Source organism: Pseudomonas putida, assembly GCF_022627325.1.
Taxonomy (GTDB): Bacteria; Pseudomonadota; Gammaproteobacteria; order Pseudomonadales; family Pseudomonadaceae; genus Aquipseudomonas; species Aquipseudomonas putida_X.
The window spans coordinates 79,249-99,918 of record NZ_JAETZZ010000011.1; the positions used below are offsets into that span (position 1 = coordinate 79,249).

Annotated in this window: 18 protein-coding genes and 1 tRNA gene; 8 read left to right on the forward strand and 11 right to left on the reverse strand. The window is 62.8% G+C overall.

The window, feature by feature from the left end:
* Positions 1-6: 6 nt before the first annotated feature.
* Together purC and JNA92_RS17955 are read left to right on the forward strand one after the other, a co-directional pair.
* Complete coding sequence (gene purC / locus JNA92_RS17950) at positions 7-717, forward strand: phosphoribosylaminoimidazolesuccinocarboxamide synthase (RefSeq protein WP_012315794.1); 711 nt, start codon at positions 7-9, stop codon at positions 715-717.
* A 92-nt stretch (positions 718-809) separates the two neighbouring features.
* Positions 810-899, forward strand: a tRNA-Ser gene (locus JNA92_RS17955).
* Between the two features lie 164 nt (positions 900-1,063).
* Here JNA92_RS17955 and tal read toward each other — a convergent pair.
* The gene (tal, locus tag JNA92_RS17960) at positions 1,064-2,026 is read right to left on the reverse strand and encodes a transaldolase (RefSeq protein WP_241805993.1); all 963 of its coding nucleotides are present in this window, start codon (positions 2,024-2,026) and stop codon (positions 1,064-1,066) included.
* 23 nt (positions 2,027-2,049) lie between these two features.
* Positions 2,050-3,633: an FGGY-family carbohydrate kinase gene (locus JNA92_RS17965; RefSeq protein WP_241805994.1), complete on the reverse strand. Its 1,584-nt coding sequence runs from the start codon at positions 3,631-3,633 to the stop codon at positions 2,050-2,052.
* 235 nt (positions 3,634-3,868) lie between these two features.
* On the opposite strand from JNA92_RS17965, the gene JNA92_RS17970 reads away from it, so the two are divergent.
* The 3 genes from JNA92_RS17970 to mqo all read left to right on the forward strand — a co-directional run bounded on the left by JNA92_RS17970 (position 3,869) and on the right by mqo (position 7,786).
* Positions 3,869-4,867 (forward strand): LacI family DNA-binding transcriptional regulator, encoded by a 999-nt coding sequence (locus JNA92_RS17970; RefSeq protein ID WP_241805995.1) that lies wholly within the window; start codon positions 3,869-3,871, stop codon positions 4,865-4,867.
* Between the two features lie 162 nt (positions 4,868-5,029).
* Positions 5,030-5,758 carry an SDR family oxidoreductase gene (locus tag JNA92_RS17975; RefSeq protein ID WP_241805996.1) on the forward strand — a complete coding sequence of 243 codons (729 nt, stop codon included), beginning with the start codon at positions 5,030-5,032 and terminating at the stop codon, positions 5,756-5,758.
* A gap of 390 nt (positions 5,759-6,148) precedes the next feature.
* Complete coding sequence (gene mqo, locus JNA92_RS17980) at positions 6,149-7,786, forward strand: malate dehydrogenase (quinone) (protein ID WP_241805997.1); 1,638 nt, start codon at positions 6,149-6,151, stop codon at positions 7,784-7,786.
* Positions 7,787-7,868: 82 nt separating this feature from the next.
* Here mqo and JNA92_RS17985 read toward each other — a convergent pair whose 3' ends face one another.
* Positions 7,869-8,204: an ArsR/SmtB family transcription factor gene (locus tag JNA92_RS17985; RefSeq protein WP_241805998.1), complete on the reverse strand. Its 336-nt coding sequence runs from the start codon at positions 8,202-8,204 to the stop codon at positions 7,869-7,871.
* A 49-nt stretch (positions 8,205-8,253) separates the two neighbouring features.
* On the opposite strand from JNA92_RS17985, the gene xenA reads away from it, so the two are divergent.
* A complete protein-coding gene (gene xenA / locus JNA92_RS17990) occupies positions 8,254-9,345 on the forward strand; it encodes an NADH:flavin oxidoreductase/NADH oxidase (protein WP_241805999.1) in 1,092 nt (363 codons plus the stop codon).
* A gap of 30 nt (positions 9,346-9,375) precedes the next feature.
* On the opposite strand, the gene JNA92_RS17995 is transcribed toward xenA, so the two are convergent.
* From JNA92_RS17995 to JNA92_RS18015, 5 genes are all read right to left on the reverse strand, one after another.
* Positions 9,376-10,623 carry an NAD(P)/FAD-dependent oxidoreductase gene (locus JNA92_RS17995; RefSeq protein ID WP_241806000.1) on the reverse strand — a complete coding sequence of 416 codons (1,248 nt, stop codon included), beginning with the start codon at positions 10,621-10,623 and terminating at the stop codon, positions 9,376-9,378.
* Positions 10,624-10,625: 2 nt separating this feature from the next.
* Positions 10,626-12,203, reverse strand: coding sequence for an aldehyde dehydrogenase (NADP(+)) (locus tag JNA92_RS18000; RefSeq protein ID WP_241806001.1), 1,578 nt, complete (start codon positions 12,201-12,203; stop codon positions 10,626-10,628).
* Between the two features lie 84 nt (positions 12,204-12,287).
* Positions 12,288-13,235 carry a dihydrodipicolinate synthase family protein gene (locus tag JNA92_RS18005; RefSeq protein ID WP_241806002.1) on the reverse strand — a complete coding sequence of 316 codons (948 nt, stop codon included), beginning with the start codon at positions 13,233-13,235 and terminating at the stop codon, positions 12,288-12,290.
* Positions 13,236-13,275: 40 nt separating this feature from the next.
* Positions 13,276-14,202: a 4-hydroxyproline epimerase gene (locus JNA92_RS18010; protein WP_241806003.1), complete on the reverse strand. Its 927-nt coding sequence runs from the start codon at positions 14,200-14,202 to the stop codon at positions 13,276-13,278.
* 22 nt (positions 14,203-14,224) lie between these two features.
* A complete protein-coding gene (locus JNA92_RS18015; protein WP_241806004.1) occupies positions 14,225-15,838 on the reverse strand; it encodes an APC family permease in 1,614 nt (537 codons plus the stop codon).
* Positions 15,839-16,122: 284 nt separating this feature from the next.
* On the opposite strand from JNA92_RS18015, the gene JNA92_RS18020 reads away from it, so the two are divergent.
* Positions 16,123-16,905: an AraC family transcriptional regulator gene (locus tag JNA92_RS18020; RefSeq protein WP_241806005.1), complete on the forward strand. Its 783-nt coding sequence runs from the start codon at positions 16,123-16,125 to the stop codon at positions 16,903-16,905.
* Here the strand turns inward: JNA92_RS18020 and JNA92_RS18025 are convergent.
* On the reverse strand, positions 16,893-17,780 hold the full coding sequence (locus JNA92_RS18025; protein ID WP_241806006.1) for a LysR family transcriptional regulator: 888 nt from the start codon (positions 17,778-17,780) through the stop codon (positions 16,893-16,895). The genes JNA92_RS18020 and JNA92_RS18025 overlap by 13 nt on opposite strands.
* Positions 17,781-17,919: 139 nt before the next feature.
* Here JNA92_RS18025 and moaB point away from each other — a divergent pair, with 139 nt between their 5' ends.
* A complete protein-coding gene (gene moaB / locus JNA92_RS18030) occupies positions 17,920-18,459 on the forward strand; it encodes a molybdenum cofactor biosynthesis protein B (RefSeq protein WP_241806007.1) in 540 nt (179 codons plus the stop codon).
* A 22-nt stretch (positions 18,460-18,481) separates the two neighbouring features.
* Here moaB and JNA92_RS18035 read toward each other — a convergent pair whose 3' ends face one another.
* Positions 18,482-19,381, reverse strand: a complete 900-nt coding sequence (locus JNA92_RS18035; protein WP_241806008.1) for a bestrophin family protein — start codon at positions 19,379-19,381, stop codon at positions 18,482-18,484.
* A gap of 20 nt (positions 19,382-19,401) precedes the next feature.
* Positions 19,402-20,406 (reverse strand): GTP 3',8-cyclase MoaA, encoded by a 1,005-nt coding sequence (moaA, locus tag JNA92_RS18040; protein ID WP_241806009.1) that lies wholly within the window; start codon positions 20,404-20,406, stop codon positions 19,402-19,404.
* Positions 20,407-20,670: the final 264 nt, after the last annotated feature.

The window sequence follows — 20,670 nt, forward strand, 5'->3', positions numbered from 1 at the left end:
CCAATCATGGAAAAACGCGAAGAACTCTACCGCGGCAAGGCCAAATCGGTTTACAAGACCGACGACGCCGACCGCTTGATCCTGCTGTTCCGTAACGACACCTCGGCGTTCGACGGCAAGCGCATCGAACAACTGGACCGTAAAGGCATGGTGAACAACAAGTTCAATGCCTTCATCATGCAGAAGCTCGAAGAAGCCGGCGTGCCGACCCAGTTCGACAAGCTGCTGGGCGACAACGAGTGCCTGGTCAAGAAGCTGGACATGATCCCGGTCGAGTGCGTGGTGCGTAACTATGCCGCCGGCAGCCTGGTCAAGCGTCTGGGCGTGGAGGAGGGCATCAAGCTCGAGCCGTCCACCTTCGAACTGTTCCTGAAGAACGACGAGAAGGGCGACCCGTTCATCAACGAATCCCACGTTGTAGCGTTCGGCTGGGGCACTGCCGAACAGCTGGCAGAGATGAAGAAGCTTTCGCTGAAGGTCAACGAAGTACTGAACAAACTGTTCGATGACGCCGGCCTGCTGCTGGTCGACTTCAAGCTGGAGTTCGGTGTATTCCACGGCCAGATCGTCCTGGGCGACGAGTTCAGCCCGGACGGCTGCCGCCTGTGGGACAAAGAAACCCGCAAGAAGATGGACAAGGACCGCTTCCGCCAGGGCTTGGGCGATGTGATCGAAGCTTACGAAGAAGTTGCCAAGCGCCTGGGCGTGCCGCTGTAAGCGGCGCATTCACGCAAGCGCCTGATACCACGCGATTTTTTTGAAAATAAAGGTTTGCGTTTTCAGAATTCGCTGGTATGATGCGCGGCATTGGAGAGATGCCGGAGTGGTCGAACGGGACGGATTCGAAATCCGTTGTACTGGCAACAGTACCTAGGGTTCAAATCCCTATCTCTCCGCCATACATGTAGTAGAAAAGCCCCTGAAAGCGATGAGTTTTCAGGGGCTTTTTCGTTGTGCCCCGCCTACTTCCCATATCACTGCCTTGCGATGTCGCCCTTAGCGGCGGGGCCTGCCGGATCACAACGCCAGGGAGGCCGTTGCTGCGAACTCCTCACGCCTATCCTCAGTGCTCGCCCAGTCGTCGTGCAATAAGCGCCTCCAGTTTGCTTTGGTCCGCCGCAAACCCCCGAATCCCTTCAGCCAGCTGCTCGGTTGCCATCGTGTCCTCGTTCATCTGCCAGCGAAAGTCGGCCTCGCTCAGTGGCGAGGACGGTGCCTGATGTTCGACGGGGGCGGCGAGCGCGGCCTGCAGGCTGCCCTTGGTCACTGCCATCTCTTCCAGCAAGGCGGGGCTGATCGTTAGCCGATCGCAGCCTGCCAGCGCTACGATTTCACCGACGTTGCGAAAGCTTGCACCCATCACTGAAGTTGCGTAACCGTGACGTCGCATGAAGCGGTAACTGGCCGCCACCAACTGAACCCCAGGCTCCGATGCCGGCGCGTACTCCCTGCCCGGGTAAGTGCGGCGATGCCAGTCCAGTACCCGGCCAACAAAAGGTGAGATCAGGAATGCGCCTGCTTCGGCACAGGCGCGTGCCTGGGCAAGGCTGAAGATCAACGTCAAGTTGCACTGGATGCCCTCACGCTCCAGCTCGTGGGCCGCGCGAATGCCCTCCCAAGTGGCGGCGAGCTTAATGAGAAAGCGCTGGCGTGGTACGCCCGCCGCCTCGTACAGCGCAACCAAGCGCCTGGCCTTGGCCAGGCTCGCCTGTGTATCGAAGGACAGCCGCGCATCGACCTCACTCGATACCCGGCCGGGAACGTGCTGCAACAAGTCGCAGCCCAAAGCCACGATCAGTTGGTCGGACAGTTGCTCGATTGCCTGCGCACGCGGTAGGTCGGCAGCTTTGGCCAGGGCGCAGAGGTCGTGGAGCAATGTGTCGTAGTGTCCCGACACCACGGCTTTGAGCACCAGCGAGGGGTTGGTGGTTGCATCGCGAGGGGCGAAGCGGCGAACGGCCTGAAGATCGCCGGTGTCGGCGACCACTGTGCTGTACTGCTCCAACTGGCTGAGCAAAGTTGGCATGGTGAACCCTTTGGTGGTTGATGTCAGACAGCCGTGGGCTGTACGGAACCTGATGGCTCGGGCAGGTGTGTGGCCTGGTCTGCCAGCCCATGCATGATGGGTTTCAGGGCGTGGTAGGCCGCGCAGTAATGAACGAACATCCGGTCATACAGGGCTTTGTTGGCGAGGTTGGGATCGGCTCGGCGTCGCAGGGTGCGCCAGTCGCGGATGGTTGCGACGTCCTCGATGGCGCCAATTGCCAGTGCCGCGAGCATGGCACCGCCCAGCGGCGCTTCGACCTGCTCCTCGATGGTGAACACGGTGTAGCCGGTAATATCGGCGATTATCTGCATCCACAGGTTCGAGGCCGTGCCACCCCCTACCACGATCAAATGCGGATCAAGCTGCAGCCCTGCCTGTTCACCCACCTGCATGTTGTGGCGCAAGGCAAACGCCAGGCCTTCCAATACTGCGCGGTACAGGTGCGCCTTGTGATGGAACAGCGACAGCCCTATATAGGCCCCCGATGCCTTGGCATCCCAGATGGGGCTGCGCTCGCCCATGAGGTAGGGCAGGAAAAACAGGCCGTCTGCACCGGGCGGTGTGTTGGCAGCGTCCTGCTCCATCAGTTGGTGCACATCGGCGCCGGGTGACAGGGCAGCTGCCTGCTTTTCCTGTGCGCAGAACTGCTCACGGAACCAGCTGATTGCTGCACCGGCGGTAATGGCGCCGCCGAAACTGTAGATGTTGTCGCCAGCGTCGTAGACGTAAGGCATGTTGATCAGCCCTTTGCAGGCATCGGTGCGCTGCTTGATAAAGCCCCAGCACATGCTGGTGCCCAGCATTGCGACATGGTTGCCTGGCGCAAAGACCCCTGCAGCGAGTGTGGCCATGGCTGCATCGACTCCGCCGGCAACTACCTTTGTGCCTGGCTGGAGCCCTAGCCGTTGCGCCGCAGCCGGTAGCAGGCTGCCAATGACCTGCCCGGGTGCAACCAGGCGTTGCGGCATCAGACGGGCGTCGATGCCCAGGGCATCGAGCATCAGAGGCGACCAGCCACGCGTTGCGAGGTCGTAGATGCCGCCGATATTGCCCGCTGAACTGTGGTCCACGGCCAGCTCGCCGGTCAGGTGGTATTGCACAAAGCTGTTGGGCGGCAGCAGGTAGCGTGCGTTGGCCCAGACCTCTGGCTGGTTGCGCTTGATCCAGAGCATCTTGGTGTAGCCGTAGTAGCTGTCGACACCATTGCCCGTTATGCGCTGCAACTGCTCGACATCCACGTTTTCGCGGACCCAGTCGGCTTCGGCGATGGCTCGGCGGTCCATCCAGATGAGGCAGGGGTGTAAGGCGTTGATGTCGGCATCCACCGGGATGCCCGAGCCACCGTAGAGACTGCTGATGCAGATGGCTTTGACCTGGGCGGCTGGTATTTGGCTGCGGCGGATGCTGGTCGCGACCGCTTCGTAGACAGCGTCCAGCCACACCTGCGGCCATTGCTGCGCCCATAATGGGCGAGGTTGCTCGACCTGGTAACTGACGCAGGCCTGGGCCAGTATTCCACCCTCGGTAGACATCAAGAGAGCCTTGGTACTTTGCGTGCCGATGTCGACACCAATCACGTAGTCCATTGTTGTCCCTTTTATTATTGGCGTGGGGTCTATGTAGACGTTTACATTTTTTAGCGATTTTTATCCGATGGCAGGTTTAGTTGTGTCCGATCTATCCTTGGCTGCAAATGTTAACGTCAACATTTTAAAACGCTAGCACAACGCGATTGTCACCACAATATGCATGGCACGGTTGTGGCCTGGAGTACAATCGCTGAAAATCATGGCGCCCGCCGCCAGCCACCATCGAGCGTTCATGACCAGACCAGGCAAAGCCACCATCACCGACATCGCCAAGCGCGTGAACATGACTACTGTCACGGTGTCGCGGGCGCTCAACCAGCCAGAGAAGGTCAAGAAGCAGACGCTGGAGCTCATCCTCAAGGTGGCCAAAGAGCTCAACTATGTGCCCAATGCCTTTGCCCGCAACCTCAAGAACCGCGAGAGCCGCCTGCTGGGCCTGGTCACGGCAAGCCTGGAAAACCCTTTCTACGGCGAGATCATCAAGGCGATAACGCGCGAGGCGAAGAAGCGCGACTATACCTTGATGCTATTCGATACCGATGGCTCACCAGAGCTGGAGGCGCGGGCTATCGACACGCTGCTCAGCTATCAGGTTGCCGGGCTGATCCTTTCGGTGATCAGCGACGACGACCATTACCAGCCGAGCTATCTGGCCAAGCTGGAGATGGCCGCCATCCCGGTCGTCCAGATCGATCGGCAGCTTACCGGTGCGCCGTTTGCCGGCGTCTATCTGGACAACGAGCAAAGCGGTTATCAGGGGGCGCGTGCCTTGTTGGCCCAGGGGCGGCGCCGGCTGCTGGTCGTGGCTGGGCCGCAACGCTCAAAGATTTCCCTGGCGCGGTTGGCAGGCATTCGCCGCGCGTTGGAGCAGTGGCCAGAGCCCACCGTGCTGGAGGTCGTGCATGGTGATTACACCCAGGCGCCAGCACGTGATGTGGTGCGTGACTACCTGCAAAGTGGCAAGTGGCCCGATGTCATCTTTGGCCTCAATGCGCTCATGACCTTGGGTGCGCTGCAGGCCATGCGCGAGGTTGGCTTGAGCCGCAATGACATCGCACTGTTCAGCATCGACCAGGTGCACTATGCCGAGATCTACGGCCAACCCATCCCTTGCATCAGCCATAGCAGCGTCGAGTTGGGGGTTGGCGCAATCAACCTGTTGCTTGGCCAGATCGACGATCCGTCGCAACCGCTGCGCGATCAAGTCATTGAAGGGCAGCTACTGCTCTGACCTCCAAGGGTAGGTAGGTACATATCTGGTTAAAAATGTAGACGTTGACATTTGGCGCACAGGTGGCGTCAGATTGAACTCGAAAACGAGTTGAGTGGTATGTAAACGTCTACATAAAAATAATCAAAGTGCTCTTGTACGTCAGGGGCAGGGAGGTGGCGAATGGCAACGCAACTCGAAGGTAAAGTGGCAGCGGTTACCGGCGCTGCGTCAGGAATAGGCCTGGCATCGGCCGAGGCGATGGTGGCGGCCGGCGCCAGGGTGGTCATGATCGATCGGGATGAAGCCGCGTTGGCCAGCGCGTGTGAGCGCCTGGGTAAGGCGGCCATTCCGCTTGTGATCGACCTGCTGGTGCCTGAACGCTGTGCAACGTTGCTGCCGGGGGTGCTGGCGAAGGCCGGCCAACTCGACATTCTGTATGCCAACGCAGGTTGCTACGTGGGCGGTGATCTGGCTGATGCGGATGTGGCGGCCATCGACCGCATGCTGAATCTCAACGTCAATGCCGTGATCAAGAATGTGCATGATGTGTTGCCGCACATGATTGAGAGGGGCACGGGCGACATTCTGGTCACAGGCTCGGTGGCTGGTCACTTTCCGGTTCCCTGGGAGCCGGTGTACTCGGCCTCCAAGTGGGCGGTCAACTGCTTCGTGCAGACGGTACGCCGCCAGGTCAAGGCTCACGGTATCCGGGTCGGCGCGGTGTCGCCTGGCCCGGTCAGCAGTGCACTGCTGGCCGATTGGCCGGAAGAAAACCTGAAAAAGGCCAAGGCGAGCGGTAGCCTGATCGAACCATCCGACATAGCCGATGCAGTCATGTACATGCTCACGCGTCCGCGTAATGTGACTATTCGGGACATGATTGTGCTGCCTTCGGCATTTGATATGTAACGATTGCTTTCAGCATGGATCTTATCGATGCAGGCCAGCGGCGTAAGTTGGCCTGCAGTATTGCGTCTTTCAACGGGCTGCCGAAACGCGCTGAGCTGCTCCAAAGCCCCCAGTCATGCACATGGCTGGGGGCTTTTGTGTTTCTGGCGTGACAACCTGCCGCTGGGACAACCTGCCGCCTTGCTTACCCGCTCGCAATTTGTTTGTGGTGGCATTTCAGATACAATCAGCGAAACGATTCAGCCCTGTCGGTCAATACGACAAAAGCCTGAGTCGTTTTCTCGTTCTTCAAGCCGCTGAACAATGATCATAAAAAGCCTGCGCACAAGAACACGAAGCACCTGGGCCAGCCACAGGCCCGTCCTCCGTTCTACAGACTGGAATTGATCAATGTTCAAGAAAGCTGGCAAGACCTTGCTGGGTCTGGCTGTCGCTGCGAGCTTCATGCAAGCGCACGCCGCAGAAACCAAAAAAGTCGATGTGCTGCTGGTCGGCGGCGGCATCATGAGCTCCACCCTGGCCGTGTGGCTGCACGAGCTGGAGCCAAGCTGGTCGATGGAAATGGTCGAGCGCCTGGATGGCGTCGCCGAAGAAAGCTCCAACGGCTGGAACAACGCCGGCACCGGCCACTCCGCGCTGGCTGAGCTGAACTACACCCCGGAAGACAAAGACGGCAACGTCAACATCACCAAGGCCATCGAAATCAACGAAGCCTTCCAGATCTCCCGCCAGTTCTGGTCGTGGCAGGTCCGTCAGGGCGTGCTGAAAAACCCGCATTCGTTCATCAACACCACTCCGCACATGAGCTTCGTGTGGGGCGATGACAACATCAAGTTCCTCAAGAAGCGTTATGACGCGCTGCAGGCGAGCCCGCTGTTCCGCTCGATGGAGTACTCCGAGGACCACGCGCAGATCGCCAAGTGGGTCCCGCTGATGATGGAAGGCCGCGACCCGAACCAGAAGCTGGCCGTGACCTGGACGCCATTGGGCACCGACGTCAACTTCGGCGAGATCACCCGCCAGTTCGTCGGCCACCTGAAGACCCAGGACAACTTCACCTTGAAGCTGTCCAGCGAAGTCCAGGACATCACCCGCAACGAGGACGGCTCCTGGCACGTCGAGTACAAGAACCTGAAGGACGGAACCGAGTCGGCCACCGACGCCAAGTTCCTGTTCATCGGTGCCGGCGGCGGCGCGCTGAAGCTGCTGCAGAAATCGGGCATTCCTGAAGCCAAGGAATACGCAGGCTTCCCGGTCGGCGGTTCGTTCCTGGTGACCGAGAACCCGACCATCGCCATGCAGCACATGGCCAAGGCCTATGGCATCGCCTCGACGGGCGCGCCACCCATGTCGGTACCGCACCTGGACACCCGTGTGCTGGACGGCAAGCGCGTGATCCTGTTCGGGCCATTCGCCACCTTCTCGACCAAGTTCCTGAAGAACGGTTCGTACCTGGACCTGCTCAGCAGCACCACGATGCACAACGTGTGGCCGATGACCAAGGTCGGCATCGATCAGTACCCGCTGGTCGAATACCTCGCTGGCCAGCTGATGCTGTCGGACGACGACCGCTTCGAAGCGCTGCGCACCTACTTCCCGAACGCCAAGAAGGAAGACTGGAAGCTGTGGCAGGCCGGTCAGCGCGTGCAGATCATCAAGCGTGACGCCGACAAGGGCGGCGTGCTCAAGCTGGGTACCGAAGTGGTGGCCTCGCGAGACCGCACCATCGCCGGCTTGCTGGGCGCATCGCCAGGTGCCTCGACCGCTGCGCCGATCATGCTGCACGTGCTGGAAACCGTGTTCAAAGACAAAGTCGCCACCCCGCAATGGCAAGCCAAGATCAAAGAGATCGTGCCGAGCTACGGCACCAAGCTCAACGATTCGGCAGCGGCCACGCAGAAAGAGTGGAACTACACCGCTGAAGTCCTGCAGCTGCAGAAGCCGCCGGTCATCGACCAGAGCGTCGAAACCAGCACAGGTGCGAGCCAGCCGGTTGAAAGTAAGCCAGAGAACGACATGGCGCTGTAAGCGTTAGTGTTGTGAACGAAAAGCCACGGGGGAGACCTCGTGGTTTTTTTTTGCCTGTTCCGGCCGCGCTGTCAGCCTTGGCTCAGCGCTGACGCAAAATGCACTCCAGCAAACCGGGGAAGCGTGCCTCGAGCATTTCGCTGCGCAGTGAGTTCATATGCGTGGTGCCCACATTGCGTGTTTGCACCAGCCCCGCATCGCGCAGCACACGAAAATGATGGGACATGCTGGACTTCGGCCGGCCACCGTCCAGCTCGCCGCAGCTGGCTTCCGCCACGCCCGCCAGGTGGCGCACGATTTCCATACGTACAGGGTCGCTCAGCGCATACAGCAGGCGCTCGAGGTTCAGGTCTTCAGCGGTGGGATGTTTGTAGGCTCGCATGGGCGTCATGATAACGGGGGTTTCATTAATTGCCATAGTTCGATTATGATCGAACTATCGTATTCAGATGACCCCGGAGTTTTCCATGTCTGCACTGTTCGAACCCTATACCCTCAAAGACGTGACCTTGCGTAACCGCATCGCCATTCCGCCGATGTGCCAGTACATGGCCGAGGACGGTGTCATCAACGATTGGCATCAGGTGCATTATGCTGGCCTGGCCCGTGGTGGCGCCGGCCTGCTGGTGGTCGAAGCCACTGCGGTGGCGCCAGAAGGGCGCATCACCCCTGGTTGTGCCGGTATCTGGAGCGACGCCCATGCCCAGGCCTTCGTGCCGGTGGTGCAGGCGATCAAGGCGGCCGGCTCGGTGCCGGGCATCCAGATCGCCCACGCGGGGCGCAAGGCCAGTGCCAACCGCCCGTGGGAAGGTGACGACCACATCGCTGCGGATGACGCGCGAGGCTGGGCCACCATCGCCCCGTCGGCCATCGCTTTCGGCGCCAACCTGCCGAAAGTGCCACGTGAAATGACCTTGGACGACATTGCCCGGGTCAAGCAGGACTTCGTCGATGCGGCACGCCGGGCGCGTGATGCAGGCTTTGAATGGATCGAGCTGCACTTCGCTCACGGGTACCTGGGGCAGAGCTTCTTCTCCGAGCACTCCAACCAGCGCACCGATGCCTACGGCGGCAACTTCGAGAACCGCAGCCGCTTCCTGCTGGAAACCCTGGCAGCCGTGCGCGAGGTGTGGCCGGAAAACCTGCCGTTGACCGCCCGCTTTGGCGTGCTGGAATACGACGGCCGTGATGAGCAGACGCTGGAGGAGTCCATCGAGTTGGCCCGGCTGTTCAAGGCTGGTGGTCTGGACCTGCTCAGTGTCAGCGTTGGCTTCACCATCCCGGAAACCAACATTCCATGGGGCCCGGCCTTTATGGGGCCGATCGCTGAACGTGTGCGTCGTGAGGCGGGTTTGCCAGTGACTTCGGCGTGGGGCTTCGGTACGCCGCAGTTGGCGGAGGGGGCGTTGAAGGCCAATCAGCTCGACTTGGTGTCGGTGGGGCGTGCGCACCTGGCCGACCCGCACTGGGCATATTTCGCGGCCAAGGAACTGGGCGTCGACAAAGCTTCGTGGACGTTGCCTGCGCCTTACGCGCACTGGCTTGAGCGTTATCGCTGATTGCTGCAGGGGCCGCACAGCGGCCCCGTCTCAAAACCGATCCAGCCGGTAACGCTTCAACTCGGCCCGAGGCTCCCGTTCAGCCAACCCTCCCACCCATTCCGCTGTCACCGCCGCCTGGGTCAAGCCCAGGTGCTGATGTCCAAACGCTAACAGCACGCGACCATCACACACCCGGTCGATCACCGGCAGCGAATCCGGCAGCGAAGGCCGAAACCCCATCCACGGCGTCGCGCCTTCGGCATTCAATTCGCGCTGGAACAAACCCTTGCTCAAGCGGTGCAACTGCCACGCCCGCTGCATGCTCGGCGGTGCATCGAGCCCGGCGAACTCCACCGTGCCAGCCAGGCGCAAGCCCTCGGCCATCGGCGTCATGATGAACTTGCGCTCCAGCGAGGTGACGGCGAATGGCAAGCGCTGGTGCTCGCCAGGCAGCATCAGGTGATAGCCACGCTCGGTATCCAGCGGGACGCTTATGCCGGTCAGAGCCGTGGTCAGTTGCGCTGAGTGCGCGCCGCAACTGATCAGCACCTGGCGCGCATGGAACGTACCCTGAACGCTGTTGAGCTGCACGCCATTGCCATTGAGTTGCCCGCCATCGACCTGCGCCTGGACGAAGCGTACGCCAGCCGCCTTGGCGGCTTCGAACAACTCAATGACCACACGGTAAGGGTCGATGAAATGCCCGGTGCGGGGGAAAAACAAGCCACCGAGGATGGACGGGGTCAACTCCGGCGCAGCAGCGCGCACCGTGTCGGCCGACCAGAATTCGGCCGGCACCGCCTGTTGCTGCATCCGGGCCAACAACGCCTCCAGAGCCGAGCGCGAATCGGCGCGCTCGAACACCAATAACGAGCCGTCTTCCTTGAACAGCTCGCTGTGGCCGATGGAGCCGAGCAAACGCTGCCAGGCGCCCAGACTGCCTTCGTTCAACGCACGGATGCCGGCCACGCTGCGCTGGAAGGGCTCCGGGCGCAGGTTGAGCAGCAGGCGGGCGAACCAGGGCAGGGCCTTGGGCAGGTATTTCCAGTCCAACCGCAGTGGGCCCATCGGGTCCAGCAGCATGCGTGGCAGGCGCTTGAGTATCGATAGGTCGGCGATGGGGAACACCTGCTCGGTGGCCAGGTGCCCGGCGTTGCCGTACGAGGCTCCGTGGCCGGGCGGTTGGCGGTCGAACAGCACGACCTGGCGCCCCTGGCGGGCCAGTTGCAGGGCGCAGGCGACGCCGACAATGCCGGCGCCGACCACGGCGATGTCGGCTTCAGAGGTGTCGACCATGTTCAGCCTTCCCGGGTGCCGTCGAGCAGGCGCCGCAGCTGCAGCGGGTTGCCGTGTTTCAACGCCGGCGGCAGCAGCGCATCGGGGAAGTCCTGGTAGCACACCGGGCGCAGGAAGCGCAGGATCGCCGCCGTGCCCACCGAGGTGGTGCGGGCATCGGAGGTGGCCGGGAACGGCCCGCCATGGACCATGGCATCGCACACCTCGACACCGGTTGGCCAGCCATTGACCAGAATGCGCCCGGCCTTGCGTTCAAGGGTTGGCAGCAACGCGCGGGCGCGGTCGATGTCGGCATCGTCCAGTTGCAAGGTCGCGGTCAATTGGCCCTCCAGATGCTCGGCCACCTGGCGTACCTGTTCATCGCTCGCGCAGGCCACCACCAGTGACGATGGGCCGAACACCTCGGCCTGCAAGGTGGGGTCGGCCAGGAAGGCTTCGGCCTCGGTCACGAACAACTGCGCCTGGCATTGGTTAGGGCCTTGTCCAACCTGACCACTGGCCGCAACCTGGGCATTGGCGTTTTCCGCCATGCCACCGATACCGGCTTGGTAAGCACTGAAGATGCCCGGTGTGAGCATGGTCTGCCCAGCGGCCAGGCCAACGTGTTCGCTTGCCGCGTCGATGAACCGCTGTAACGCCGGCCCTTGGCAGGCGATCACCAGGCCGGGGTTGGTGCAGAACTGGCCGGCACCTTGGGTCAGTGAGGCGACGAAGCCTTGTGCCAGCGCCTCGGCGCGGGCCTGCAGGGCGGCCTCGAACAGGAACACCGGGTTGATCGAGCTCATTTCGGCGTACACCGGGATCGGTTCCGGGCGTGCCTGGGCCACCTTGCACAGCGCGATACCACCGCTGCGAGAGCCGGTAAAACCAACGGCTTTGATGCGTGGGTCGCTGACCAGCGCAACGCCGACTTCATGGCCGCAGCCATACAACAGCGAAAATACGCCGGCCGGCAAATCGCACAGCTGCACCGCTTGCGCCACGGCCTGGCCAACCAGTTCGCTGGTACCCGGGTGGGCGCTATGGGCCTTGACCACCACTGGGCAGCCGGCAGCCAACGCCGAGGCGGTGTCGCCACCGGCCACCGAGAAGGCCAGCGGGAAATTGCTGGCACCAAACACGGCTACCGGCCCAAGGGCGACCTGGCGCTGGCGCAGGTCTGCGCGCGGCAAGGGCTGGCGTTCTGGCAGGGCGCTGTCGACGCGCACATCCAGCCACTCACCGGCCCGCACTACACGGGCGAAGGTGCGCAACTGGGTACAGGTGCGGCCCCGCTCGCCCTGGAGGCGCGCTTTCGGCAGGCCGCTCTCGGCCACCGCGCGGTCGATCAGGGGCTCGCCCAGCGCTTCGATCTGCGTGGCGATGGTTTCGAGAAACTGTGCCCGTTGTTCGAGCGTGGTTTCGCGGTACGCATCGAACGCCGCCCAGGCCTGGGCGCAGGCCTGGGCCACGTGCTCATCGCTGGCGCCCAGGTAGGCCGGCTCCAGCGCCTGGCCGGTGGCCGGGTCGATGGCGCGGATGGCTTCGCGGCTGCCGGTTACCGGCGTTTGGCCGATCAGCAGGTTGCCTGTGAGGGGCATGTAGCCTCCTTGGAAATCAGATTCGGGTATCAAGGACGTCGTGGGGGCGGGCAAGGCCGCTCCCACAGAGAAAGCACTGGCGGCTCAGGCGATCTTCTGTTCGGCCGACCAGCTCGCATACCAGTTGCGGAACAGCGCGTACTGCTGTTCGGCATAGTTGCGCTGGGCGTCGGTCAGCACATCGGTTTCGTTGAAGTGCAGGCTGTACTCGCTGTCGCCGTTCAGCACCATCAGGTGCTTGTAATACAGCACCAGGTCGCAGCCTTCATCGAACGACGACAGCACCGCCAGCGCCGCTTCCAGCTCGCGGGCCAGGCGACGGGCCTGCGCATCGCCCTTGGCCGCCTGCTTGCTCAGGCTTACCAGGTGCAGCACCTCACGCGGCAGGGCGTTACCGATGCCGGTAATGGCGCCGGTGGCGTTGCAGTTGACGAAGCCATGCACCACTTGGGTGTCCACGCCCACCATCAGGGTCACGTCGTCATCCTTGGAGGTGATGTGCTCGGCGGCGTAGCGCAGGTCGGCACCACCGCCGAACTCTTTGAAGCCGATCAGATTCGGGTATTCGCGGCGCAGCTCGAAGAACAGGTCGGCGCGTGTAGCAAAGCCATAGTAGGGGCTGTTGTAGATCACCGCGGGCAGCTTGGGTGCGGCAGCGAGGATGGCCGAAAAGTGGTGCTTCTGGGCGATCAGCGAGGCACCGCGGCTTAGCACACGGGGGATGACCATCAGGCCGGCGGCACCGACCTTGGCCGCGTGAGCGGCATGAGAGACCGCTTCGCGGGTGTTCACCGCGCCGGTGCCGACGATGGTCGGGATGCCGGCGGCCACCAGGCGGGCCACACCCTCCTGGCGCTCGGCTTCGGTGAGCAGTGGCCAGTCGCCCATCGAACCGCAGTACACCACGGCGCTCATGCCGGCCTCGATCAGCTCGCGGCCTTTGCGCACCAAGGCGTCGAAGTCCGGTTTGCGCGCGGCGGTGCACGGGGTCATCAGGGCGGGCATGGTGCCGGTGAAGATGCTATCAGTCATTGTTGTTACTCCTGGCGAAAGGGGGCGAAAACGTCGGGGCTCAGATGCCCCAGGCGAAGGGGTCTTGTTCGTCGATCAGCAGCGTGCTGTCGGCGGTCATGTAGGCGCGGCCGGTGATGAACGGGCGAATGCGCTCGCCGTCGCGCTCGTAACGGGCATGGAACTGGCTACCGGTGATGCTGGCTTGGACCCAGGTCTGGCCTTCGCCAAGCTTGCCGTCGGCGGCCAGGCAGGCCAGCTTGGCGCTGGTGCCGGTGCCGCAGGGCGAGCGGTCGTAGGCTTTACCGGGGCACATCACGAAGTTGCGGCTGTCGGCGTTGGCGTCGTCGGCGAACAGTTCGACGTGGTCGATGGCTGCGCCGTTTTCACCGGTGATGCCCTGCTGTTCGAGTGCCTTGAGCATGGCCCAGGTGTACTCGGTCAGGGCCTCACGGTTGTCCAGCTCGATACGTTGGCCGTGTTCGGAAACGAGGAAGAACCAGTTGCCGCCCCAGGCGATGTCGCCGCGCACCAGGCCATGGCCGGGCACGTCCACTGCAACCTGCTGGCGATAGCGGTAGGAGGGCACGTTACCGATGGTGATGGCGCCGTCTTCATGCAGGGTCGCGCTGACCTGGCCGACCGGGGTGTCGATCGTGTGCACGCCCGGTGCGATCAGGCCCAGGTGCTGCAACGAGGCGACCAGGCCGATGGTGCCGTGGCCGCACATGTTCAGGTAGCCGGCGTTGTTGAAGAAGATCACCCCGCAGGTCGCGTCGGCCGAAACCGGTGGGCAGTACAGCGCGCCGACCAGGACATCGTTGCCACGTGGCTCCAGCAGGCAGGCGCGGCGCCATGGGTCGTGCAGCTCGCGCAGTTCGTCGCGCTGTTCGGCCATGCTGCGGCCGTGCAGTGGCGGGAAACCCTTCATCACCAGGCGGGTCGGTTCGCCGCCAGTGTGAGAGTCGATGACGTGAATCTGTTTCATGGCTTGTCCCTTGCGTAAAAGATCAGGAAGCGACGGCAGCAGGGTTGCAGGTAGAGGTGTCAGCGCTGGCTTCGCTTTCGTCTTCACCTTCCAGGCGCACAAGGTGGGCAGGCACGCCAGTCGCGGCGCCCCAGTAGTAGATGCCCAGCGCGCAGGCCGCGACGACTACAGTGTCAAACGGGTGGCCGATCACACCCAGGCCGCCGAAACTGCCAAGCCAGGACAGCAGGATGGTCACCGCGTAAAAACCGATCAGCCAGGCGCTGGAGCGCACCTGCTGGGCCAGCGACAAGTGCTGGGTGGGGACGAAACGAGCACACAGCAGGTACAGCACGAACATCACGATCTGCAGGGCCAGCAGCCACGACACGGTGTTCCAGCCCGACCAGTACACGATCAGCGCGGCGATGATGAAAGACAGCGGGCCGAGTACGGCCATGCCCTTGACCCGGAACGGGCGCGGCATCTGTGGCGCATTGCGGCGCAGGGCGGCAACGGTGACCGGGGCCACGGCGTAGCTCAAGACCAGGGCAGCGGATACCACGTTGATCAGCGCTTCCCACGAGGGGAACGGCAGGGTCCAGAACACCGACAGGCCGAAGGTCAACCACAGGGCCGGGCGCGGGATGCCGGATTCTGCATCGATGCGGGTGAAGTACTTGAAGAAGGTGCCGGTCTGGGCCCAGCCGTAGACCACACGCGGCGTGGCATTCATGTAGATGTTGCCGCAGCCGCTGGGGGAGATCACCGCATCGGCCACCACCAGGTAGGCCAGCCAGCCTACGCCCAGTGCCAGGGCGATGTCACGGTAGGGCAAGGCCAGTTCCTTGGTCACCGCAGCCCAGCCGTCACTCAGCATTTCGGTTGGCACGCTGCCGAGGAAGGCCAGTTGCAGCAGCGCATAGATCGCGGTGGACAGCAGCACGGAGAGGATCAGCGCGATGGGGATGGTGCGCTGTGGGTTCTTGACTTCGCTTGCCACCGAGATGATCGGTGTCAGGCCCAGGTAAGCGAAGATGATGCCGCCAGCCGACACAGCCATTTCTACCCCGGACATGCCGAACGGGGCGAAGCCCTGGACCTCGAAGTTCTCTGGCTTGAAGAAGCTGAACAGCACGCCGATCACCAGCAGCGGCACGATGAACTTGAACACGCTGACCAGGTTGTTGGCCTTGGCGAAGGTCTTGACGCTGCGGTAGTTCAGGAAGAAGAACAGCCCCAGCAGGGCGAACTGCACCAACCAGCCGAGCACGGTGGGGTCACTGGAGCCGGCCTCGGTCAGCCCGGGGAACCAGGCCGCCGCGTACTGGCGAGAGGCGACCACTTCGATGGCGATCAGGCTAGAGAAGGCGATCAGGGTGATGAACCCCATCAGGTAGCCGAGCAGTGGGCCGTGCGAGTACACCGGGTAGCGCACCACACCCCCGGCGCGTGGCAGCGCGGCGCCGAGCTCGCAGTACACGATGCCCAGTAGCAGTACGGCGAAGCCGCCGAGGAACCAGGAAAGGATGCCGGCCGGTCCGGCAATGGCCGAGACGTGGCTGGCGGCGAACAGCCAGCCGGAGCCGAAGATGGCGCCGAGGCCGATGAACGTGAGGTCCAGCAAGGACAGCTGTTTCTTGAATTTGCCTGACATGGGGTCGCCTTTTTGTAGGTTTTGGATAGGCAGGTCTGATGTCACCAGGTGCGGCTTCTGGGCCGAGCTCTTATAGGTCTTGGACGGCTTGCGTGGGGCATAGAGTGGACCGAACGGGGCCACGGTTCTTGATGGTTTTCTGCAGGGGGGATGACGAAATCGGCACAATCGCAGAAAAGGCTGGCGCGCCGTTCGCCAGGCTCGATAGGCTGGAGGCCCTGTTGTTCAAGGGCTTGAGAGTTTTCCCGGCGATGGCGCCGGTGCCCCTACCAGAGAGTTGAATGATGGCCGACGCCACACTGGCAGCCCTGTACCAGAACCTCGACCAGCATCGCCCCGCTAGCCTGCAGGACCTGCTCGCGGGGGTATCCCTGCTGCTGCCGATCCTCGATGCCATCCCCAATGCCGCGATCTTCATCAAGGATCCGGATGCCCGCTATGTGCTGGCCAACAACACCCTGGTCCAGCGCTGCGGCCTCAAGCGCCTGCAGCCACTGTTGGGCAAGACCAGCGCCGAAGTCTTCCCGGCGCAACTGGGCCCCGGCTATACCGAGCAGGATCGCCGCGTGCTCAAGGATGGGCTGGTGCTGGAAGACCAGCTTGAGTTGCACCTGTACGGCAGCCGTGAGCCAGGCTGGTGCCTGACCCACAAGCGCCCGCTGTACAACCAGGCGGGCGAGATCCTGGGCTTGGTCGGCATTTCGGTCGACCTGCAATCAGCCGCCGACAGCCACCCCGCCTATCAACGCCTGGCCGCGGTGGACGAGCACATTCGCAAGCACTTTCACCAGCCGATCAGCCTGGGTGAGCTGACCCGCATTGCCGGCATTTCCGTCGCGCAACTGGAGCGTTACTGCAAGCGTGTGTTCCACCTCACACCCCGGCAAATGATTCACAAGGCGCGGCTGGAACATGCCCATCGGCTGCTGCACAGCGACTTGCCGATCACCGAAGTGGCGCTGCAGTGCGGCTACACCGACCACAGCGCTTTCAGCCGGCAGTTCAAGCAACTCACCGGTTTTACCCCGCGCCAGTACCGCCAGGCGACTGCGGCTCAGGAGGGTTGAAACAGGGTGCGGGCCTCGTCAAAGCACTGTTCGGCAATGGCCGAGCGCGGCTCGCTACGGCGCAGCAGCAGGCCGACGGGGCTGTGGATGCAGGCGTCGGTGATCGGGACGATGCGCATGTGCTCGCTCAGGTCTTCCAACCCGCAATCGAGCGGCATGATTGCGCAGCACACCCCGGTGTTGATGGCTTGGACCAACTGGAAGCTCGAGTCGCTTTCCAGCACGGCATTGGGTTCCAGGCTGCGGCTGCGAAAGCTCAGGTCGAGCGACTGACGGTAGTGCATCCCCTTGCTCAGCAGGCCCAGAGGGATTTCGCCCAGGTCCTCCCAACGCAAGGTGTCGGCCTCGAACTGGAAATGCCGGGTATCGTGCAGCAGGCCCATGGTGGTGGTGCCCAGTTCGATCACCTCGAAGAAGTTGGCGTTGACCTGGTCCAGATAGCAGATCCCCAAATCGAGCTGGTTGCGGCTCAGGCCATCCATGATCTGTTCGGTGCTGTGGGAGCTGAGCTGAAACTGCAGCTCCGGGTATTTTTCGCGCAGCGGCAGCAGCAACTGCATGGGGTTGAAGCTGGCCAGCGGCACGGTGCCCAAGCGCAGGCTACCAACCACTTGGCCACGGCAACTGGCCGCCTCGGCCTGCAGGCCATCATGGGCGGCGAGCAGGGTGCGGGCCCAGGCCAGGATGCGCTCGCCGGCTTCGGTGAAGCCCTCGAAGCGTTGGCCGCGCTTGACCAGCACCAGGTCCAGTTCGTCCTCCAGGTTGCGCAGGCGCATGGACAGGGTCGGCTGGGTGATATGGCACAGCGCCGCGGCCTGGCCGAAGTGGCGGGTCTGGTCGAGGGCGATGAGAAACTTGAGCTGCTTGATGTCCATGGGAGTGCCTGGGGCCTTGGTGTGCTGACCTTAACCAAGTCAGCGATAGATGTCATTGATCGGGCGGTACGGCATATCGATTGGACGCGCTCTGGTCATGCCTCTAGCGTAACGAGCCTGCCATACAAGGAGCTTCACTGTGCGTGTTCAACCCGATGCGGTCTTCGTTCCGCTCAATATCGCCGTCCTGACGGTCAGCGACACCCGCACCTACGAAAACGACACCTCCGGTGAGCTGCTCGCCAGCCGCCCGGTGCAGGTCGGCCATCACCTGGTGGCGCGCGCGCTGCTCAAGGACGACCTGTACAAGGTCCGCGCCCAGGTGGCCACCTGGATTGCCGATGACCAGGTGCAGGTGGTGCTGATCACCGGCGGCACCGGCTTCACCGGCCGGGACAGCACACCCGAAGCGGTGGAGTGCCTGTTCGATCGGCGTATCGACGGTTTCGGCGAGCTGTTCCGCGCGTTGTCGATTCTCGATGTCGGCAGCTCGACCTTGCAGAGCCGCGCCTCGGCCGGGATGGCCAATGGCACCCTGGTGTGCTGCCTGCCAGGTTCTACCGGTGCCTGCCGCACGGCGTGGGAAGGCATCCTGGCAGAGCAACTGGATGCGCGGCACCAGCCTTGTAATTTTGTGAAGCACCTCAAGCCCATCGCGCCCTGCACAACGCGCGGTTGAACAGCCCCGGCGCTAGGGCCAGTCAGCTCAGCACATGCTCCACTGGCTGCAACGCCGGTGGCAGCGGCTCCACGCCCAAGGCCCCCAGCACATCCCGCTCGACCGTGCGCACCATGGCATCGGTCGGCAGGTCGTTCTCGTCTCGCCCGAACGGGTCCTCCAGTTCATTGCCGATGGCATCCAGCCCGAAGAAGGTGTACCCCACGATGGTGGTAAACAGCGGCGCCAGCCAGCCCAGCGGCTCGGCCAGGGCGAACGGCAGCAGCAGGCAGAAGATGTAGATGGTGCGGTGCAGCAGCAGGGTATAGGGGAAGGGCAGCGGTGTGCCCTTGATCCGCTCGCAGGTGGCCTGCACCTCCGACAGCCCGACCAGGCGTTGCTCCAACAGGCTGTAGCGCCATTCACTGATGTGCTGCTGCTCGGCCAGGCGTGAGCAGTGGGCGCCAACCTCCTGCAAGATACCGTCGCAGACATTGTGCGGGCGGATCGCAGCGGGGTTGGCCAGCCACGGCTGGGCGGCGGCCACTTCATCCTCATTGCGCAACCGGGCATTGAGCGCATGGGCAAAGCCGCACAGGCTGCGCAGCAACTCGGCGCGCAGCTTTTCATCGATGATCACCCCGCTTTCACGTATGAACGAGCGGGCCTCGATGATCATCTTCCCCCAGGCCTTGCGCCCCTCCCACCAGCGGTCGTAACAGGCGTTGTTGCGAAAGCTCATGAAGATCGACAGCGACAGGCCAAGCAGCGTGAAGGGGGTAGCGCTGACGGGGTAGAAAAACGCCGGGAAGTGGCGTTCGACCAGCACGATCAGGGCGGCGAGCAAGGTGACCGTCAGGCAGCGCAAGGCAATGCGCTTGACGATCGAACCCTTGAGGGTGAATAGCACGCGCAACACGTCGGGGCGGGAGTGGACGATCATGGCGATCCAGGGACGGCCGGTCAGCCGCCGGTCATGTTCATGAAGCGCAGGATCTGCACGTCGCCACCGACCTCGAAATGATGGCGATAGGGCTTGAGGTGCAGCGAATCGCGGATGGCTTTTTCCAGCCGCTCGGCATCACCCGGGTGGGCACGCAGCACCTGTTTGAGGTCCATCGAATGTTCATTGCCCAGGCACAACAACAGCCGGCCTTCGACGGTCAGGCGCACACGGTTGCAGGTGGCGCAGAAGTTGTGGCTGTGCGGCGAGATGAAGCCGACACGGGTGCTCGGCGCTTCTGCCAGGCGCCAGTAGCGCGCCGGGCCCTGGGACGACTCGGTCGATTCGATCAGGGTGAAATGTTCGGCCAGCCGCGCGCGTACTTCGTCACTGGAGCAGAACGACTCGCCGCGTTCGTGCTCGCTGATCACGCCCAGCGGCATCTCTTCGATGAAGGTGATGTCCAGTTCGCGGTCGATGGCAAAGCGCACCAGGTCGACCAGCTCATCGTCGTTACGCCCCTTGAGCACCACGCAATTGAGTTTGATGCGCTGAAACCCCGCGCGGCGGGCCGCGTCGATGCCGGCGATCACCTGGGCCAGGTCGCCGGTGCGGGTCAGTTGCTTGAAACGTTCTGCATCGAGGCTGTCGAGGCTGATGTTCAGGCGTGACAGGCCTGCGTCGAACAGCGGCTGGGCCAGGCGCGGGAGCTGCGAGCCGTTGCTGGTCATGCACAGCTCTCGCAGGCCGGGCAGGGCGGCAATGCGCCCGCACAGGTCGACGATGCCCTGGCGTACCAGCGGCTCGCCACCGGTAAGGCGGATCTTGCGAGTGCCTAAGGCGACGAAACGTTCGGCAACCTGGAACAGTTCCTCAAGGCTGAGGATCTGCTGGCGCGGCAGGAACTGCATGTCTTCGGCCATGCAATAGACACAACGGAAGTCGCAGCGGTCCGTGACCGACATCCGCAGGTAGTCGATTTTCCGGTTGAAGCCGTCGATCAGGGCCCGGCTGTTCTGTTCCACGTTCGCGCTCGGCAAGGGAGGGGGACTGGTTCCACGCTATAACCTGCGGTGTTCGCCGTCAAATTGCTTTGCCCGACCGTTTGATCAATCTCATCTATCACGGCCCACCGTGGTGCATGGCGCCAAGTGCACCCCCATCATCGAAACGGCCTATCACCCCGTAAGACATTTCGATTGGACGGCCCCCCGACTGTCTCCATAGGCTGGAAAAAAGCAGCGGACGACACGATCCGTTGCACTATTCGATGCCCGCGTGAGGATTGA

Coding starts and splice junctions, on each gene's coding strand:
- purC (WP_012315794.1), top strand. CDS start 7: ATGGAAAAACGCGAAGAACTCTACCGCGGCAAGGCCAAATCGGTTTAC.
- JNA92_RS18005 (WP_241806002.1), bottom strand. CDS start 13,235: ATGACTGATAGCATCTTCACCGGCACCATGCCCGCCCTGATGACCCCG.
- JNA92_RS18025 (WP_241806006.1), bottom strand. CDS start 17,780: ATGGACATCAAGCAGCTCAAGTTTCTCATCGCCCTCGACCAGACCCGC.
- tal (WP_241805993.1), bottom strand. CDS start 2,026: ATGCCAACTTTGCTCAGCCAGTTGGAGCAGTACAGCACAGTGGTCGCC.
- mqo (WP_241805997.1), top strand. CDS start 6,149: ATGTTCAAGAAAGCTGGCAAGACCTTGCTGGGTCTGGCTGTCGCTGCG.
- JNA92_RS17985 (WP_241805998.1), bottom strand. CDS start 8,204: ATGGCAATTAATGAAACCCCCGTTATCATGACGCCCATGCGAGCCTAC.
- xenA (WP_241805999.1), top strand. CDS start 8,254: ATGTCTGCACTGTTCGAACCCTATACCCTCAAAGACGTGACCTTGCGT.
- JNA92_RS17970 (WP_241805995.1), top strand. CDS start 3,869: ATGACCAGACCAGGCAAAGCCACCATCACCGACATCGCCAAGCGCGTG.
- JNA92_RS18000 (WP_241806001.1), bottom strand. CDS start 12,203: ATGCCCCTCACAGGCAACCTGCTGATCGGCCAAACGCCGGTAACCGGC.
- JNA92_RS18010 (WP_241806003.1), bottom strand. CDS start 14,202: ATGAAACAGATTCACGTCATCGACTCTCACACTGGCGGCGAACCGACC.
- JNA92_RS18015 (WP_241806004.1), bottom strand. CDS start 15,838: ATGTCAGGCAAATTCAAGAAACAGCTGTCCTTGCTGGACCTCACGTTC.
- JNA92_RS18035 (WP_241806008.1), bottom strand. CDS start 19,381: ATGATCGTCCACTCCCGCCCCGACGTGTTGCGCGTGCTATTCACCCTC.
- JNA92_RS18020 (WP_241806005.1), top strand. CDS start 16,123: ATGGCCGACGCCACACTGGCAGCCCTGTACCAGAACCTCGACCAGCAT.
- JNA92_RS17995 (WP_241806000.1), bottom strand. CDS start 10,623: ATGGTCGACACCTCTGAAGCCGACATCGCCGTGGTCGGCGCCGGCATT.
- JNA92_RS17975 (WP_241805996.1), top strand. CDS start 5,030: ATGGCAACGCAACTCGAAGGTAAAGTGGCAGCGGTTACCGGCGCTGCG.
- JNA92_RS17965 (WP_241805994.1), bottom strand. CDS start 3,633: ATGGACTACGTGATTGGTGTCGACATCGGCACGCAAAGTACCAAGGCT.